The organism is Streptomyces sp. NPDC046335, assembly GCF_055587985.1.
In genome coordinates, this window is record NZ_JBVJFF010000001.1 from 20,090 (window position 1) to 37,489 (window position 17,400).

At 72.6% G+C, this 17,400-nt stretch carries 15 protein-coding genes; 6 read left to right on the plus strand and 9 right to left on the minus strand.

Translation table 11 applies throughout. The features are described from left to right. Positions 1-18 precede the first annotated feature (18 nt). Positions 19-1,563, minus strand: coding sequence for an FAD-dependent monooxygenase (locus ACZ6JY_RS00065; RefSeq protein ID WP_469190614.1), 1,545 nt, complete (start codon positions 1,561-1,563; stop codon positions 19-21). Between the two features lie 29 nt (positions 1,564-1,592). Here ACZ6JY_RS00065 and ACZ6JY_RS00070 point away from each other — a divergent pair, with 29 nt between their 5' ends. Beyond that, the gene (locus ACZ6JY_RS00070; RefSeq protein WP_469191851.1) at positions 1,593-2,246 is read left to right on the plus strand and encodes a TetR/AcrR family transcriptional regulator C-terminal domain-containing protein; all 654 of its coding nucleotides are present in this window, start codon (positions 1,593-1,595) and stop codon (positions 2,244-2,246) included. 18 nt (positions 2,247-2,264) lie between these two features. Here the strand turns inward: ACZ6JY_RS00070 and ACZ6JY_RS00075 are convergent, their stop codons facing one another. The 3 genes from ACZ6JY_RS00075 to ACZ6JY_RS00085 are packed head-to-tail and all read right to left on the minus strand — an operon-like array spanning position 2,265 to position 5,748. After that, a complete protein-coding gene (locus ACZ6JY_RS00075; RefSeq protein WP_469190616.1) occupies positions 2,265-3,419 on the minus strand; it encodes an acyltransferase family protein in 1,155 nt (384 codons plus the stop codon). Beyond that, a complete protein-coding gene (locus ACZ6JY_RS00080) occupies positions 3,416-4,771 on the minus strand; it encodes a polysialyltransferase family glycosyltransferase (protein ID WP_469190618.1) in 1,356 nt (451 codons plus the stop codon). The genes ACZ6JY_RS00075 and ACZ6JY_RS00080 overlap by 4 nt, the downstream gene beginning before the upstream one ends. Next, positions 4,771-5,748: a glycosyltransferase family 2 protein gene (locus ACZ6JY_RS00085; protein ID WP_469190620.1), complete on the minus strand. Its 978-nt coding sequence runs from the start codon at positions 5,746-5,748 to the stop codon at positions 4,771-4,773. Before ACZ6JY_RS00085 ends, ACZ6JY_RS00080 begins: the two co-directional genes overlap by 1 nt. Positions 5,749-5,946: 198 nt before the next feature. On the opposite strand from ACZ6JY_RS00085, the gene ACZ6JY_RS00090 reads away from it, so the two are divergent. From ACZ6JY_RS00090 to ACZ6JY_RS00105, 4 genes are read left to right on the plus strand one after another with little or no spacing between them, the layout of a single operon-like run. After that, positions 5,947-7,329, plus strand: a complete 1,383-nt coding sequence (locus ACZ6JY_RS00090; RefSeq protein WP_469190622.1) for a DUF6716 putative glycosyltransferase — start codon at positions 5,947-5,949, stop codon at positions 7,327-7,329. Positions 7,330-7,373: 44 nt separating this feature from the next. Further along, on the plus strand, positions 7,374-8,693 hold the full coding sequence (locus ACZ6JY_RS00095; RefSeq protein ID WP_469190624.1) for a cytidylyltransferase domain-containing protein: 1,320 nt from the start codon (positions 7,374-7,376) through the stop codon (positions 8,691-8,693). Between the two features lie 14 nt (positions 8,694-8,707). After that, positions 8,708-9,661: an N-acetylneuraminate synthase family protein gene (locus tag ACZ6JY_RS00100; protein WP_447037805.1), complete on the plus strand. Its 954-nt coding sequence runs from the start codon at positions 8,708-8,710 to the stop codon at positions 9,659-9,661. Positions 9,662-9,699: 38 nt separating this feature from the next. Further along, positions 9,700-10,842: a hypothetical protein gene (locus ACZ6JY_RS00105; RefSeq protein ID WP_469190626.1), complete on the plus strand. Its 1,143-nt coding sequence runs from the start codon at positions 9,700-9,702 to the stop codon at positions 10,840-10,842. A 17-nt stretch (positions 10,843-10,859) separates the two neighbouring features. Here ACZ6JY_RS00105 and ACZ6JY_RS00110 read toward each other — a convergent pair whose 3' ends face one another. The 3 genes from ACZ6JY_RS00110 to ACZ6JY_RS00120 are packed head-to-tail and all read right to left on the minus strand — an operon-like array spanning position 10,860 to position 12,398. Further along, positions 10,860-11,315, minus strand: coding sequence for a protein-tyrosine phosphatase family protein (locus ACZ6JY_RS00110; protein ID WP_469190628.1), 456 nt, complete (start codon positions 11,313-11,315; stop codon positions 10,860-10,862). Beyond that, positions 11,312-11,512 (minus strand): DUF397 domain-containing protein, encoded by a 201-nt coding sequence (locus ACZ6JY_RS00115; RefSeq protein WP_469190630.1) that lies wholly within the window; start codon positions 11,510-11,512, stop codon positions 11,312-11,314. Before ACZ6JY_RS00115 ends, ACZ6JY_RS00110 begins: the two co-directional genes overlap by 4 nt. 22 nt (positions 11,513-11,534) lie before the next feature. Beyond that, the gene (locus tag ACZ6JY_RS00120; RefSeq protein ID WP_469190632.1) at positions 11,535-12,398 is read right to left on the minus strand and encodes a helix-turn-helix domain-containing protein; all 864 of its coding nucleotides are present in this window, start codon (positions 12,396-12,398) and stop codon (positions 11,535-11,537) included. A 232-nt stretch (positions 12,399-12,630) separates the two neighbouring features. On the opposite strand from ACZ6JY_RS00120, the gene ACZ6JY_RS00125 reads away from it, so the two are divergent. Further along, positions 12,631-13,170: an ATP-binding protein gene (locus ACZ6JY_RS00125; RefSeq protein WP_469190634.1), complete on the plus strand. Its 540-nt coding sequence runs from the start codon at positions 12,631-12,633 to the stop codon at positions 13,168-13,170. A 1,470-nt stretch (positions 13,171-14,640) separates the two neighbouring features. Here the strand turns inward: ACZ6JY_RS00125 and galE are convergent. Together galE and ACZ6JY_RS00135 are read right to left on the minus strand one after the other, a co-directional pair. Next, positions 14,641-15,630, minus strand: coding sequence for a UDP-glucose 4-epimerase GalE (gene galE / locus ACZ6JY_RS00130; protein WP_469190636.1), 990 nt, complete (start codon positions 15,628-15,630; stop codon positions 14,641-14,643). A 123-nt stretch (positions 15,631-15,753) separates the two neighbouring features. Continuing rightward, the gene (locus ACZ6JY_RS00135; RefSeq protein ID WP_469191853.1) at positions 15,754-17,346 is read right to left on the minus strand and encodes a glycosyltransferase family 2 protein; all 1,593 of its coding nucleotides are present in this window, start codon (positions 17,344-17,346) and stop codon (positions 15,754-15,756) included. Positions 17,347-17,400 lie beyond the last annotated feature (54 nt).

The window sequence follows — 17,400 nt, forward strand, 5'->3', positions numbered from 1 at the left end:
GGAGACGAACGTAGGACCTCAAGCAGACTTCAGGTCAAGGGGCGGAAGCCGGGCGCCGAGCCACGTCCCCACGTACTCCCGCAGACCCTCCGCGTCCTCGCCCGCCCAGCCCACGTACCCGTCAGGCCGGACCAGGAAGAAGCCCTTGCCGTACGGCTCGTAAGCGGGCAGCCGGTGTACGTGGACCAGGTCGCCGGCCGGTCGCGGGAGCTCCCCGTCCACGCCCACCGCGAGGAGCGTGAAGTGCGGGCCCCGGAACGCGTCGAACAGCGTCCTGGAGCCGAACGGTCCGTCCGGCGCGCGGTCGCCCGCCCGCAGCGCCTCCTCCGGGAGCCCTTCGCGGGCGTCCACCGCGAGCGACGAGCCGCGGTAGCCGATGCCGAGCTGCCGGGTGGCGGCGCCCCGCTGGGCCTCGCCGCGGTGGATGCGGGTGGACAGGCCGAGCATCTGGGCGGCGTTGGGCAGCCGCTCCTCCTCGTAGGTGTCGAGCAGGGCCTTGGGCGCGCCGTGCCGCAGGACCGCGCCGAGCTTCCAGCCGAGGTTGTACGCGTCCTGGATGCTCGTGTTCAGGCCCTGCCCGCCCGCGGGCGAGTGGACGTGGGCCGCGTCCCCGGCGAGGAAGACGCGGCCTTCGCGGAAGCGGTCCGCGAGCGCCGCGCGCGGCCGGAAGGCGGAGACCCAGCGCACCTCGGTGACGTCCTCGGGGGCGAGATGGGTGCGGGCGGCGACGGTGGCGCGTACGCCGTCGAGTGAGGTGTCGGTGGCCGTCCCCCCGCCGGTGGCCGGTACTCCGTCGGCGATCGGCAGCCCGCCGGTGACCGGGTCCTCCTCGGGGAGCTGGGCGGCGAGCTGGAAGACGTCCGTGCCCGGCAGCGGGCAGAGCGCCGCGAAGAGGTCGCCCTCTTCGGCGGGCGGGAACATGTGCCAGTTGTCGCGGTCCAGCGCGGGCACGCACACGTCGGCCACCAGGACCGGCTTCGGGTCGACCGTCTCGCCCGTCATGGTGATGCCGAGCGCCTGCCGCAGGGTGGAGCGGCCGCCGTTCGCCGCCACCGCGTACGCCGCGCGGACCGTGCCGCCCGTCGACAGCGCGGCGGTGACCCCGTCCGCGTCCTGCGTCAGCTCCGTCACGGCCGTGCCGAAGGTGACGTCGCCGCCGAGTTCCCGCAGCCGGGCGAGCAGCAGTTGCTGGGTGTGCCACTGGGGGACGACCCGGCCGGTGTAGGGGGCGGTGGGCGTCACCGCGGGGATGTCGGACATGCGGTGCTCGCCCTGCCGCTCACCGTTCCGCCAGACCATCCCGACCGGGATGTCCCCGCCCACCGCGAGGAACGCGTCGATCACGCCGAGGTCGTCGAGGACCTCCATGGTGCGCGGCTGGACGCCCTTGCCGCGGGAGCCGGGGAGGGCGGGGGACGGCGGGCCCGACCGTTCGACGACCAGGGCGCGCACGCCGTGCCGCGTGAGGTCGCAGGCGAGGGCAAGGCCGGTCGGCCCGGCGCCCACGACGAGTACGTCGGCGGTCCGAGCCACCGCTTCCTTAACGCTGTTAAGTGGTGTCATGGCTCAGAGGGTGCGCTTAACGGTGTTAAATTGTCAAGGTGGCCACGACACGACTCGACCGGACCAAAGTCGCCCGCACCGCGCTCGATCTGCTGAACCGGAACGGGCTCGAAGGGCTGACCCTGCGCGCGATCGCCAAGGAGCTGGACGTCAAGGCGCCCGCTCTGTACTGGCACTTCAAGGACAAGCAGGCGCTGCTCGACGAGATGGCGACCGAGATGATGCGCCGCATGAGCGCCGACTTCCTGGCCGCGCCCGACCCCGACTGGCGCACGGCGCTCGCCGGCTCGATGCGGGGGCTGCGCGAGCACCTGCTGCGCTACCGCGACGGCGCCAGGGTCTACAGCGGCACCCACTTCACGGACCTGTCCTACGCCGCGCCCATGGAGGCCCACCTGCGCACGCTCACCGAGGCGGGGTTCACGCCGTCGGCCGCGGCGCGCGCGTGGTCCACCGCGTACAGCTTCACCATCGGACACGTCATCGAGGAACAGGCCATGGGCCCCGACGGCGAGGAGGCCACCCGGACCCTGGCGGCGCGCGCCGAACGGCTCGCCGCGTACCCGCTCGCCGCGGCCGCGGGCGAGGAGATCTTCCGCGCCCACGACCGCGGCTTCGAGGCGGGCCTGGCAGCCGTCGTCGCCGGCATCGGGGCGACGCTCGCCGCCCCGGAGCCGACCTAGGGACGGCCCCGCAACCGCTCAGGGGCGGCTCCGCGCCGTCAGCAGTCCCTTGCGGATCGCCGGGGTCAGCCACTCCTCCACGTACCGGTTCAGGAGCCACGCCAGTACCAGCATCGCGGCCACCGTCAGGCCGAGCGTCGCGTACGAGGGCAGGCCGAGGCCCCGGTGCAGCGCCTCCACCGCCACCCAGCCCAGGTGCTCGTGCACCAGGTAGAAGGGGTACGTGAGGGCGCCCGCGACGGTCAGCCAGCGCCAGTTGACGCGGTCCAGGTATCCGAGCGCGATCAGGAGCACGGCGGCGAAGCCCGCCGTCACGACCGCGATGATCACCGTCGAGGACCGGTACGAGAAGAAGTCCGGGTTCGGCGCGTGCCACAGCCGGTCGACCGCGTAGTGCTGGCCGATCAGCCAGCTCACGCCCACGATGCCCCACGCCGTGAGGTCGCGGCGGTCGCGGTGCAGGAGGTAGATGCCGATGCCGCCGATGAAGAACGGCGCGTACTCCGGCATGAGGATCAGTTCGAGCAGCGGCTGGTCCGCGGCCTCCGTGAGTGCCGCCGCCAGGGTCCACACCGCGCAGAACAGCACCACCCGCGCGCGGCTCGCGCCCGGCAGGACCACGCAGAGCGCGAACAGCGCGTAGAAGCGCAGCTCGGCCCAGAGCGTCCAGCAGACCCCGAGCACGCGGTCCGCGCCGAGCGGCTGCTGGAGCATGCTGAGGTTCACCAGCGCGTCGCTGGGGGAGACCGCCTCGTACGCGACGACGGGCAGCGCGAAGACCGCCGTGACCAGCAGGATCGCCGCCCAGTAGGAGGGCAGGAGCCGGGACGCGCGGGACGCGAAGAACGAGCGCAGGGGCCTGCCCCAGCCGCTCATGCAGATGACGAAGCCGCTGATCACGAAGAAGATCTGTACGCCGAGACAGCCGTACGCGAACCACTCGGACGCGGTGGGGAACTGGAGCTTGGGCGAGCTGCCCCAGGCCTCTGTTATCTCGCCGTCACGGCCGCCGTAGTGGTAGGCCGCCACCATGAGGGCGGCGACCAGACGCAGCCCGTCGAGCGCGCGGAGCCGTGGCTTCGCGCGCGCGGGCACCGCGGCGGCCGGGGGTATGCCGGAGGAGGCGCCCGCTCCCGGGCGCGACTCCGGGAGCGTGGCTGCGGGGGCGGTCATCCGAGCGCGGTCCGCTTGAGCGAGCGCTGCACCGAACGCGCCCGGCGGGCCACCCGCCGCACCGCCGCGTTGCGCGGGATGAACGCGAGCTGCGAGGGCACCGCGCCCGGCAGGGCGAGCGCGGTGAGGCGCCGCCGCTTGAAGTAGCGCCACGTGCGGGTGGTCAGGTTGCGCGCGAGGTAGCGCTCGGCGTCGGCCCGCAGCCCCGGGTAGATCTGCGGCTGCATCGCGAAGCCGACGGCCTTGAGGAGGTTCGTCAGCTCGCCCGTGCCCATGTCGGCGCGGGCGTCCCTGACCGCCGCGTGGTCGGAGAGCTCCGGCAGCAGCGCGTCGACGATCGTGACCGGGACGCGGTTGCTGTTCTGGTAGGGCGCGAGGCGCTCAAGGAGGAGGTCCGTGCCGGTGCGGGCGACGGGCAGGCCGTAGAGCGCGGACGCCGTGAGCAGGGCCGTGGAGAAGCAGCCGATGACGAGCGCGGGCCGCATCCGCTGGTACAGCACCTCGGCGAGTACGGGGCTGTCGAGCACCGTCAGCTCGACGCCGATCGCCCGCGCCTCCTTCTCCAGGGTGCGCGACCAGCGGGCCGGGGCCGTCGGGTGGGGCTTGAACACCACCTGGGTGTGGCCCAGTTCGGCGGCTCCCCGCACCATGCGCACGTGCAGCGCCTCCTCTTCCTCGGGGGTGAGGATGGAGAGGGCGGAGAGGTACTGGCCGAGGACGAGCGCCGGTGCGTCGAGCGCTGGCAACTCCGGGGCTTCCGCGCCAGGTTCGCCCAGCTCGGCCAGGACCTTCAGGAACGTTTCCGTCGGCACGATCTCCGGCTCGACGCCGAACTCGGTGAGGAGCAGCGGCGTGAGGCCGGGCACCAGGTCCAGGTGGAGCAGGCGCCGCACCCGGGTGCCGACCAGCGGGTCGATCTTGTTGCGGGTCGGGCCGTAGCTCATCAGGCCGTCGGCGTAGACGTCCACGGGCGCACCGGTGAAGATCTGCGCCAGCGCGAGGGCCGGGTTGACCTGGATCGACTCCACGGCCAGCTCGATCTCGTCGTCGCCGAGGTCCCACAGCATGCGGACGTAGCGCTCCCACAGCGTCACGTCGTCGCCGCGCGGCGACCAGCCGCCGGGGTGGAACGGGAAGATCGCCTCGTTCCAGGACCGTACCTCGTCGAAGCGGCCGCGCAGCAGCTCGAAGCCGGGCATCGCGTCGAGCGGTGTCGCCGTCTCCGGGGTCGCCGCGTTGTTGCTGACCAGCAGGATGCGCCGGTCGGCGGGGTCGAAGCGGTCGGCGTCCAGGGCCGCGGCGAGCGTCGCCGCTCCGTACAGCGTGGACGCCAGGAAGATCTGCGTCGGCATTACGCGGCCACCTCCGCGGAGACCGGGCGGCGGCGCAGCCTGCGCAGCCTGGTCGCCCGCTGGACGTCCATGGAGTCGAGCGCCTGCTCAAGAACGTCCTGCGGCATCCGCTTCAGCGCGGCCGCACTCATCGACTTCAATTTGCGGGCCACGGATGGCTCGAACCTTTCGATGGAACCCAAATGATGGGAGATGATCGCGCAGTAGGTGCGCACGGCTTTCGGCAGCAGTTCCGCCGCATCCCTGTCCGCGGCGGTTTCCCGTACCACCTGGTCGAATGCCTTGATGAAATCCAGCTGGCGCACGTCACCGATCTGGGTGAGCGACGAGGCGACCCCGCGCCGGTAGAACACGCCGAGCAGACTCACCGCGGCGAACGACTCGGCCTCCCGGTGCAGCCGCCAGATCCACGGCCGGTCCTCCGCCGTGCGCAGACCGTCGGTGAAATGCAGGAGGCCCTTGTCGGCAAGACGCCGGTGGTAGACGCCGGCCCAGGCGTACGCGTAGTCGACGGACGTCGAGCGGTCCGCGGGCAGGATCACCTCCCGCGGGCTCATCACGACCCCGCGCCTGCCGTGCGGCACCCGGTGCACGGTGCGGGCCCGCGCGGTGCACTGCACATGATCGGTTCGTACGAAATCGCACCCCAGACCCTCGATGGCGGCCAGGAGCCGCTCGTAATAGCCGGGCGCGAGCCAGTCGTCACCGTCCAGGAAGGTGAGGTACTCGCCCCGCGCCGCGTCGAGCCCGGTGTTGCGGGCCGTCGCGAGCCCGCCGTTCCGCTCATGTCTGAGCAGCACGGCACCGGGGAGTTCGCGCTCGGCGCGCTCCAGGATGTCCGGGGTCTCGTCGCGCGAACAGTCGTCGACGAGAATGAATTCGAAGTCGTCCCGCGCGTTCGCACGCAGACTCTTCAAGGTGTCGGGCGCGTATTGCTGCACGTTGTAGAACGGCACGATGACGGAGAGCTTAACCACGCGGGTGACGTTAGGTGTCGGCCCGGCATTCGTGTCGACCCGTGGTGGGCCGGAAGGTGAACGACGCGTGGCGGAATGGTTAACCAGACCGCCCCACCGGCATTCCCGGGGCCGATTCGCCATTCGTCGGCATGCTGTTAACCGTTTGTTGCACCTGAGTTGGGCCGCGAATCGCAATGCCTTCCTAGCGTCTGAGACGTGCCAGCAAGTAACCGAAACCCGCTCCGGGTGGCCGTTCTCGCCGATTCCGACACGCGATGGAAATGGGGCGCCCTCACGGCGGACCGCATCGTCACGGGGAACCGGACCGACGGCCACCGCCTCAGCGGGTTCCTGCTCCGAGGCCGGGCCACCCCCACCCCCCGGCAGCTCGAAGAGGTCGGTGTCCGCGCGGACTCCCTGCGCGAGGTCACCGCCGTCGAGTTCCTGCGGGAGATGGAGCGGGACGCGCCCGACGTGATCGTCCTCGCCCTCGTGGGCGGCGCGGTCCAGGCGATGCTGCACGGACTCGCCCGCGTCACGGCCGACGCCCGCCTCACCGGCGCCCCCACCAAGCGCCCCGTCGTCGTCACCGGCTACGTCGGCGTCGTCTACGAGAAGCTCGCCGACGGCCTCCTCCTGCGGCACGGCGCGGACATCGTCCTCGCCAACTCCCGCCAGGACGCCGAACGCTTCCGCGCCGTGTACGAGGGTGTCGGCGCCGACGCGTCATCCGTCACGGAGGCCGCACTGCCGTTCCTCGGCGGCGCGCCCTACGCGCAGAAAGACCTCCGCGCGGAGAACGTCCCCTACACCGTCGTCTTCGCCGCCCAGCCGTCCGTGCCGGAGACCGCCGCGCACCGCACCTACCTGCTGCGCCGCCTCGCCGAGCACGCCAGGCTCCACCCCGACCGCGAGGTCCTGCTCAAGCTCCGCAGCAAGCCCGGCGAACACACCACGCACATCGAGGAACTGCCCTACCAGAAGCTGACGCAGCGCCTCGACGGCGGGCTGCCGGACAACCTCCGCCTCGTCTACGGACATATGGGGGAGGTCCTCGACCGCACCGACCTCCTGGTCACCGTCAGCTCCACCGCGGCCCTCGAAGCCCTGCACCGGCGCATCCCCACCGCGATCCTCACCGACCTCGGGGTGCGCGAAGCGCTCGGCAACCACCACTTCACCGGGTCCGGCTGCCTCGCCTCCTTCGACCAGCTCGACGCCGGGCACCTGCCCGAGCCCGACGAGCGCTGGCTCTCCCGGCAGGGCGTCGCCGCTGGGGGCACCCCCTCTGGGGGAGGGACGTACGAGCGGGCCTTCGACACGGCACGGCAGCGCGTCACCGACCTCCTCGGCGAAGCCGCCGACGGCCGCCTCGCGCCCATCGACCCCTACTACAGCCTCACCACCGCCCGCGGCTACCTGCCCGCCGTCCTGGCCCGCCACCACCTCGGCCCCGACGGCACCCCGCTGCCGGGCGCCCCCGCGGCCGACCGCGACCCCGGCCCCGTACGGCAGATCGTGCGCCGTGCCGCCCGCGGCGCCTACCGCCACGGCGTGCAGCGCGTGGCCCCCGTCATACGGCGGATGGGCGAGCTGTGAACACCGGACGAGCCCAGATCCCCCACCCCGACCGAGGAGCCCCCATGCCCGACCCCGGCCGAGCGAGCACGCCGGACCACCGCGTCCTCGCCGTCATCCCCGCCCGCGGCGGCTCCAAGGGCGTGCCCGCCAAGAACCTCGCCCCGGTCGGCGGCGTGCCTCTGGTGGGCCGCGCCATCCGCGAGTGCCTCGCCGCGCGGCTCGTCACCGACGTCGTCGTCTCCACCGACGACCACGTCATCGCCGAGGCCGCCCGCGCCGCCGGAGCCGAGGTCGTCCTGCGCCCCGCCGCCATCGCCGGCGACACCGCCACCAGCGAAGCCGCGGTCCTGCACGCCATGGACGCCCACGAGGCGCTGCACGGCGCCCGCCTGGACGCCGTCCTGCTCGTGCAGTGCACCAGCCCCTTCCTGACCCGCGAGGACATCGACGGGGTGGCCGCGGCCGTCGTGGAGAACGGCGCCGACACCGCCGTCACCGTCGCGCCCTTCCACGGCTTCATCTGGCGCGACGCGGCCGACGACGCCACCGGGGGCGCCGCCGAGGTCCCCGCCCGGCGCACCGACACCGCCGGCGGCACCGCGACCCTCGCCACCTCGTCCACCAGCACCCGCGGCGGCTACGGCGTCAACCACGACAAGTCCTTCCGCCCCCGCCGCCAGGACCGCCCCCAGGACCTCCTGGAGACCGGCGCCGCCTACGCGATGGACGCGGCGGGCTTCCGTACCCACAAGCACCGCTTCTTCGGACACACCGAGCCGGTCCGCACCGACCCCGCCCGTGTCCTGGAGGTCGACGACCCGCACGACCTGGCCCGCGCCCGCGCGCTCGCCCCGCTCTTCGACGCGGCAGGCCCGCGAAGCGCCGCCGCCCTCCCGACCGCCGCCGACATCGACGCGGTCATCCTCGACTTCGACGGCACCCAGACCGACGACAGGGTGCTGATCGACTCCGAAGGACGCGAATACGTCTCCGTGCACCGCGGAGACGGACTCGGCATCGCCGCCCTGCGTGACGCGGGCATCCCGCTGCTGATCCTGTCCACGGAACAGAACCCGGTCGTCGCCGCACGCGCCAGGAAGCTCCGGCTCCCCGTGCTGCACGGCATCGACCGGAAAGACCTCGCACTGAAGCAGTGGTGCGAGGAAAAGGGCATCGCGCCCGAGCGCGTGCTCTACGTCGGCAACGACGTCAACGACCTCCCCTGCCTGGCCCTCGTCGGCTGGCCGGTGGCGGTCGCCAGCGCCCACGACGTCGTACGCGGCGCAGCCCGCGCGGTCACCACCACCCCCGGCGGTGAAGGCGCGATCCGAGAGATCGCCACCTGGATCCTCGGCCCCTCTCTCGATTCCCTCCACAGTTAAGGACTGTTCCTGCCATGAGCAACATCACCCCCATCGGCGCCAACTCCCGTCTGCGCCAGTTCGGTTCGAAGACGGCCGGTCCCGGCCAGCCCGTGTACATCACCGGCGAGATCGGCATCAACCACAACGGTGACCTGGAGAACGCGTTCGCGCTGATCGACGTGGCCGCCGACGCCGGCTGCGACGCGGTGAAGTTCCAGAAGCGCACGCCGGAGATCTGCACCCCGCGCGACCAGTGGGACATCGAGCGCGACACCCCCTGGGGCCGCATGACGTACATCGACTACCGCCACCGCGTGGAGTTCGGCGAGTCCGAGTACCAGGCCATCAGCGAGCACTGCGCCAAGCGCGGCATCGACTGGTTCGCCTCCCCGTGGGACACCGAGGCCGTCGCCTTCCTGGAGAAGTTCGACCTGCCCGCCCACAAGGTCGCCTCCGCGTCCCTCACGGACGACGAGCTGCTCCGCGCCCTGCGCGCCACGGGCCGCACGGTCATCCTCTCCACCGGCATGTCGACCCCGAAGCAGATCCGCCACGCGGTCGAGGTCCTCGGCAGCGACAACATCCTGATGTGCCACGCCACGTCGACGTACCCGGCGCAGGCCGAGGAGCTCAACCTCCGCGTCATCAACACCCTCCAGGCCGAGTACCCCAACGTCCCGATCGGCTACTCCGGCCACGAGACGGGCCTCCAGACCACGCTGGCCGCGGTCGCCCTCGGCGCCACGTTCGTCGAGCGCCACATCACCCTTGACCGCGCCATGTGGGGCTCGGACCAGGCGGCGTCGGTGGAGCCCCAGGGCCTCACGCGCCTCGTCCGCGACATCCGCACCATCGAGGCCTCCCTCGGTGACGGCGTCAAGAAGGTCTACGAGTCGGAGCTCGGCCCGATGAAGAAGCTGCGCCGCGTCGCGGGCGTCGTGGCCGAGTCGGAGTCCTCGTCCGCCGCCGAGCCGGTCGCGGTCTGAGCACCCGGCCCGCCTTACCGGGAAACGGACATACGACGATGAGCCCCCGAGCCGGCCGCACCGCGAACTCCCCGGACACCGCGGCAGCAGCACCCCCGCTCACCACACTCGCCTTCGTGGAGAGCCCCGTCCAGCTGCTCAACGTCCTGGAGTGGGCGCACGCCGCGGCCGCGACCGGACCGGCCGGGGGCCTCACCGTCGTCGTCCTCTCGCCCAACGACCCCATGACCCGCGGCCAGTTGCGCCGCATGTCACAGCTCGCCCGCGACGAGGGCGTCGAGGTCCGCTGGGAGGAGGCGCGCGGCGGCGCGACTGCTCCCTTCCACACCATCGGCGGCCTCGCGGGCGCGCTGCGCAGGGCCGATCGGATCGTGATCGGCGACCCGTTCTCCCGCTACGTACAGCTGCTCCTCACCATCACCAGGGCCCGCTCCCTGGTCGTGGTAGACGACGGCACGGCCACCATGGAGTTCATCTCCCAGCTGGCCCGCGGCGAGCGCCTGGTGCGCTGGCACCGCAAGGGCGGCCGCCCCGGCCCCCGGGACCTCCTGTTCGCCCCGGTCTCGGCCGCGGCGAGACGCCGCCTCACGCCGGGCGGCGCGCGGCGGGTGGAGGTCTTCTCCTCCATGCCGATCGACTCGGCACCGGACGGCGTGACGATCTCCGTCAACGCCTTCTCCTGGACCCGCGAACGCTTCGGGCCGCCCCGCATCACGCGCGGCGCCGACCTGGTCGGCACGTCCCTCGTCGAGACGGGCGTGGTCGACCCAGACCGCTACGTGGAAGCGGTCCAGGCACTCTCCCGCACCCATGGCGCGACCCGCTACTTCGCCCACCGCCGCGAGAGCTCCGAAAAGCTCCACCGCCTGGCGGTCGAGACGGGCCTCCAGGTCGTACGCCCCGACCTCCCCCTGGAACTCATCGCCCGCCGCGGCCCCATCGGCCGCACGGTCCTCAGCTTCCCCTCGACGGTGGTCCACACCCTGCCGCTCGCCCTCGCGGGCACGGAGGTCAAGGTGGCGGTCTGCGACATCGACCCGTCCTGGCTCACGGAGACGGCTTCGCCCCGGGCGCAGGGGTTCCTGTCGGGCGTGACGGGCACGGCGCGGGACGTGCATCGGCTGACGTCGGTGATCACGCGGGCGGGCTCGGCCCGCGGCATGGGCTCGGCCGCGGGCTGAGCAGTTGGCCGTGGCTGTCAGCCCCGGCCCGCGAACCGTGCCACGTACCGCCGCTGCCAGGGTGTCTCCACCGCGCGCCGGTCGTACTTCGCTCGTACGTAGGCCACGGCTTCGGCCGCCGGTACGCCGTCCAGTACGGCGATGCAGGCGAGGGCGGTCCCGGTCCGCCCGCGTCCGCCGCCGCAGGCGATCTCGACGCGCTCGTCCTCCGCCCGTGACCAGGCGTCGCGCAACACGTCCCTGGCCCGCGCATGATCACTGGGCAGCCGGAAGTCCGGCCAACGCAGCCAGACGTGCTCCCAGGGGAGCGGTTCGGGCTCCTTGCCGAGAAGGTAAACGCCGAAGCGCGGCGCGGGCCCCTCGGGAAGGGGCCGCCGAAGCCCCCGCCCCCGCAGAAGCCGCCCGGAGGGCAGCCGGAGAACACCGACCGCCGAGGGCTCCCACAACGCTGCGGCGCTGGCGGCGCTGCTCACGAGGCGGCTCCTTTGAGGGCGGAGATCAGGGCGGCGAGGGGGGCGGGGGTGGTGGTGAGGATGGTTTGGGGGGTGTCGCTCTCGCGGAGGTGGATGGGGGGTTGGGCGTGGGCTTGGGGGGCGGTGTCGGTGGCTATGTAGATGCAGGAGGAGGCCACCTCGCTGTAGGTGGACTTCTGCCAGTCGAGTTCTGTCACGGATCACTCCTTGTCGGCGTCGTCAGGTGCTCTTGGCGATGCTGTGAATGAGGTCGCGGGACGCGGCGGGCGCGAGGGCGACGTGCTCCATGCGGTCGAGCACGAGCCGGTACGTCTCCAACTGCCCGGCCGCATCGATGAATTCGCTGCCGTGCGTGGTGTCCAGCTGAGCGGTGTCGAGGGGCGTCACCGGCCCGTACGCGTAGTCCAACCCCTGGCCCGCCGTCGGGAACGACGTGCCGTCGAACGGGATGACGCGCAGCGTGATGTGCCGTGCGTGGCTGACCTCGGCCAGATGCGTGAGCTGAGCCCTGGCCACCTCGCGGCCACCGAACTGCATGCGTAGCGCGGCCTCATGGATGATCGCCGTGTAGGGCACGGGGCGGTCGCGGAAGATGGCCGCCTGGCGTTTCACGCGGTGGGATACGCGGTGTTCGATCTCGTGGGGGCGCAGCGCGGTCACGGCTTCGCGGAAGAGCGCGCGTGCGTGCTCCGGGGTCTGGAGCAGTCCGGGGATGTTGATGACCTGCGCCACGCGGAGCGCTGTCGCGTGGTGCTCCATCTCGGCCAGGTCCAGCAGGGGTGAGGGCATCGTTTCGCGGTACTCCTCCCACCATCCGCGGGTGCGGTCGGCCGCCATGGCGGCGAGGGCGTCGACCAGTGGCTGGTCGGTGCAGCAATAGATGTGGGCCAGCGTCTGCACGCGCTCGGCGCTGATCCCGAAGCGATTGGCCTCGATGTTGCTCATCTGGGCCTGAGTGGTGCCCAGCGCCCGTGCCGCCTCGGCGGCGGTCATGCCCGCGCGCTCGCGCAGCCGTCGCAGCTCGATGCCGATGCGAAGGCGGCGCGCTGTCGGTGCGCTTCGGGGCGCGCTCCTGGGTGCCATGGCCTCTCCGTTCCGTACACCTGGCGGGATCATCACCCACACGAGGGCAATCACTGAAGGTTTTGCCGCATCGTGCAAAACCTTCAGGTTCCGCAGCCTACGGTGTGAGGAATCCGCCCAACTGGCCGTTCCCGCAACGCGGAAGCGCACCGGCGCCTGGGGAAGGCACGGCACAGCCACCGCTGAAGAACGACTGTCGAGCGGATGAACCCCTTTGTGCCAAGGAGGCATCATGGTCACCGTAGCCCCGCCCGGGGTCTGGTCGTACGCGCTTCACCTGCCCCACGACCCCCGCGCGCCCCGGGTCGCCCGCAAGACCGTGCGGGCCGTGCTCACCGGGCACGGCATGGCGGAACTGGCGGACTCGGCAGAGCTGTTGGCGTCGGAGATGGTCACCAACGCGTACAGCCATACGAAGGGCCCCGCGGCGTTGCGGCTGCGTGGCCTGGACGGTGGGCGTGGCGTACGGGTCGGCGTATGGGACACCGACCCGCACATCCCCCCGCCCTTCGACAAGCCACCGGCACGGCACGCACCGCTGCGGCCCGTGCCGGTGGAGGGCGAGGGAGGGCGGGGTCTGCGCATGGTGTGGGAGTGGGCGGACGCGTGGGGTGGGTTTCCGCTGGGGGATGACCTGTTCGGCAGGGGAGGGAAGGTGCTGTGGGTTGAGCTCGGGGTTCCGGGGGTGGGTCCGGGTCTGGGCCGGGGGCGTTGCTTGCTTGCCGGGGCCGCCCGGTTCTCCGGGAGTGTGGCGGTTCCGCCCCGCCAGTAAAGGGCGCTCCCTACGGTCGCGTCGGCTCCGCCGATTCCGCTCCGCTCCACCCTTGACTGCCGGGCCTGCACCGCAGGGGTTTTGCTGGCCGGGCGGCCACGGGGTGGGGCGACGGGGACGGTTGGTGGGCGGTGCGGGTTGCCTGCCGGCTGCGGACTAGTCCTTCTGTCGCCGGCGCCAAGGGGCAGAGCCGGCCGGGGCCACCGGCTTCTCCGGTCGGGTCATCGGGTTTCACTGCCGGGTGCGGACTGGTTCTTCTGGTGCGGGCGCCTAGGGGCAGGGTTGGCCCGCAGTGGGTCGGCGCCTCGGGTCGGGCCATCCAGTCTCACCGCCGGGTGCGGACTGGTTCGTCGCAGCCTCGCCGAGGCCGGGGATGCTCGGTCGGGCGGGTCGGTTCCGGTCCGGTGGGGGTGTCGGGCATCGCGGCCGGGCGCGGACCGGCCCATACGGGGCGCGGGGCAGCGCTCGACCGGGTGGGTGGGTCAGCTGTGACGGCTGGGGGCGGGGCGGGTCAGGGAATGTGCGCTGGCGAGCGTGGCGGTCGCCCCCTCTGGGTGGGGGACGGGCACCTACTTTGCGTAAGTTGCGTTTCGACCATCAGGGGGCGCACGCGGCGGCGAGTGCGCTGTCCGCAAAGTTGGTCCCCGCCAGCCCGCCAGCCCGCCAGCCCGCCGGCCCGCCGGCCCGCCGGCCCGCCGGCCCGCCAGCCTGTGCGGCCCGCCAGCCCGACAGCCCGACGCCTGTGCGGCCCGTGCGGCCCGTGCGGCCGGAGGGTGTAACGCCCCCAACTCCCCGCCCATCGCCCCTGCCCCTGCGGCTCCACGAGGGCATCCCGGGCCGCCCCGGATGTGACACGCAGGGATTGCAGAAAAGTCCCCATCCGCGCCAGAGAAGCAGCAAGTCAGAGGCAGGCGGCCAGGCCCGGCAGCGGGACTTTCCTGCACCACCTGGCCAGCACGCCCCGAACGGCATACCGCCTGCGCCCCCGCGTGCCACGTACTGCGTATCTGCGACGGTGGGCCCGAGTCGGAAAGCCGAACTCAGCTGCGGCCGGCCCTGGCCGCTGCCCTCGCCGCTCCGTGCTGGCGGCAGAAGAACAAGCCGAGCCCGCCTCGTGTCGCCCGCGCCCCGTATGGGCCGGTCCGCACCCGGCAGCGGTGCCCGACACCCCCACCGGACCGGAACCGCCCCGCCCGGCCGAGCATTCTCGGCCTCGGCGAGGCTGCGACGAACCAGTCCGCACCCGGCACTCACACCTCGCCGCCCACCCAACCGTTCCCGTCGCCCCACCTCGTGGCCGCCCGGTCAGCAATCCCTCTGCGGTGGAGGCGCGGCAGTCAAGGGTGGAGCGGAGCGGAATCGGCGGAGCCGACGCGACCGTAGGGAGCGCCCTTTACTGGTGGGGCGGAACCGCCACACTTCCGGAGAACCGGGCGGCCCCGGTAAGCAAGCAACGCCACTGGCCCCGCCCTACTCCCGCCCCGCCCCCGAGGGCCTTCGCTGCCAGCCCTCCCATGCCGACGTCACCATCTCCCTTACGTCCCGCTTCGCCGCCCAGCCCAGTTCTGTTTCGATGCGCTTCGCCGAGGCCACCACCCTCGCGGGGTCGCCGGGGCGGCGGGACGTGACGGTCGGTGGGGTGTCGTGGGCCGTCACCTCATTGATCAGGTCCGTCATCTCGCGGACGGACACGCCCTCACCCCGGCCGACGTTGAGCGTCAGGTCGGTGCCGGGTGCCGAGGAGGCGAGGGCGCGGGCCGTCGCCACGTGGGCTTCGGCGACATCCGCTACGTGGATGTAGTCCCGTACGCAGGTTCCGTCGGGCGTGGCGTAGTCCGCGCCGAAGATGCGGGGCGCCTCGCCGTCCGCCAGCTTCTCGAAGACCATCGGGACGAGGTTGAAGACGCCGGTGTCCGCCAGCTCCGGCGACGCCGCCCCCGCCACGTTGAAGTACCGCAGGGACGCCGTCGCCAGGCCGTGCGCCCGGCCCGTGGCGCGCACCAGCCACTCGCCGGCCAGCTTCGTCTCGCCGTACGGGCTCATCGGCAGGCACGGCGTCTCCTCGGTCACCAGGTCGACGTCGGGCATGCCGTACACCGAGGCGGAGGAGGAGAAGACGAAGTGGCGCACGCCCGACGACGGCGAGCGCACGGCTTCGAGCAGGGTCCGCAAGCCCTCCACGTTCTCGTGGTAGTAGTGCAGCGGCCGCTCCACCGACTCCGCGACCTGCTTCTTTCCCGCCAAGTGGACGACGCCTGTCACCGCGTGCTCCGCGAACGTGCGCCGCAGCAGGTCGGCGTCGAGGACCGAGCCGACCACCAGCGGTACTCCGTCGGGGACACGGCCCGCGATGCCCGTGGACAGGTCGTCGTAGACCACGGCCCGCTCGCCCGCCTCCGTCATGGCACGGACCACATGCGCTCCGATGTATCCGGCACCGCCGGTGATCAGCCAGGTCATGGGCGTGTCTTGTCCCCTTCTCGTCGTCGCAGTCATCAGTCGTCAACTGTCGGCCATTAGCCGTCAGCCGTCAGCTTGATTCCGTTGGAGGTGCAGTGTTCCAGAGGTCCTGTACGGCGTGCGTCAGCGGTCCGTCGGGTCCGTGGCCGTCCGTGTCAGGCGTGTCAGGCGCCGCTTCGCGACCTCCGCGACGCCCCGTACGCCAGAGGCGAGCCGGAGTGAGAGGTTGCCCGCCTGGGTTGCGTAGGGCTGGACGAGGAGGATTCCGCGCCGTCCGGCCGGCACCACCGTGCGGCGCAGCAGACCCGGGCCCGCGACGGCGCGCGCGGTCGCCTCGCGCGCCGTTCCGTCCGCGAAGTGCAGCCGCAGCCGGACATCCCAGACGCCGCCCTCCAGCGCCCCGAGGTCCAGCAGGACGGTGGCGGTCCAGGTGCCGTCGGGGCGGGCCGCGCCGAACGCGGCCGTGCGGCGCTGCCCGGGGAGACCGCTCTCCCGGTCGATCAGATCGACGTCGACCGTGGCGGGGCCCGCGTCCGCCACCCGTCCGTACAGTTCGCGCAGCCGCAGCGTCAGCCGGGTGCTGCCCGCGCAGGGGCGCAGCTCGCCGTCCACGGCCAGGGGCAGCAGGCGCACCGGACGTGCGAGCAGGTGCTCCAGGGTGACCTGGGGGAGGTCGTCCGCCCAGATGGGCGTGGCGTCGGCCGCCCTCGGGTACGGCGGCGAGAGCCGGGCAGGGCGCGCCGCCACCTCCTTCAGGCGCGTCAGGTCGCGCGGCCGCTCCGAGGCGAGGATGACGCGCGCGATGACGCGGCCGGGGGCGGGCGCCGCGTCGAGGTCGGCGGCGTCGAACGCCGCCAGGTACGCGCGCGTGAGGGACCACCACTCGCGCCGGTACTCGCTGCCCCGCGCGGTCAGCTCGCGGACGTACATCCGCAGCTCGTGGTCGATGAACTTGGCGCGGGCCGCCCGCGCGAGCCGCTTGCCGCCGGCGCCCGGCGCGTCCCGCAGGATCTCCACGGACCGCCGGTGGGCCTCCATGCGGGCCTGCCAGTTGGCGACCCCGGACCGGTCGAGGGAGATGGACAGCTTGGTGGCGGCGCGGCGCACGTGCCACACGTACACCGTGTCGGGGATCAGCGCGATGCGCGGGGCCGCGGCGAGCACGCGCGCGGCGAAGACGAAGTCCTCGTAGATGAAGCGGCCTTCGGGGAAGCGGACGCCGTGTTCGCGGAGGAAGTCCGTGCGGTACAGCTTGTCGACGCAGAGCGTGTCGTGGACCAGGCGGGTGCGCAGCTCGGGGCGGGGGACGAGCCGTGCCTTGGCGTAGAGCTCGGGCTGCCAGGGCACCTCGCGCCCCGATGGCAGCTCGCGGCGCACGCACAGTCCGGCGCTGACCTCGGCGTCCTGCGCGGAGGCCGCGGCGTGCAGGGCGCCGGCCGCGCCGGGCGGCAGCACGTCGTCGCTGTCGAGGAACATCACGTACGGGGAGGCCGCGGCGTCGATCCCGTCGTTGCGGGGGGTGCCGCAGCCGCCGCTGTTGGTGGGGCGGCGGATCACCCGTACGCGGCCCTCGCGCTCGGCGAGGGCGGCCAGGAGCTCACCGCTGCCGTCCGTCGAACAGTCGTCGACGGCGATCACCTCGCCGACCACCGGGCCCTGGGCCAGCGCGGAACGCACCGCGTGGGTGATGTGCGCCGCGTCGTTGTAGCCGATCACGACGACGGAGACCTGCGCGTGGGGGGCGTGGGGGGCGTGGGGGTTGTGGGACGG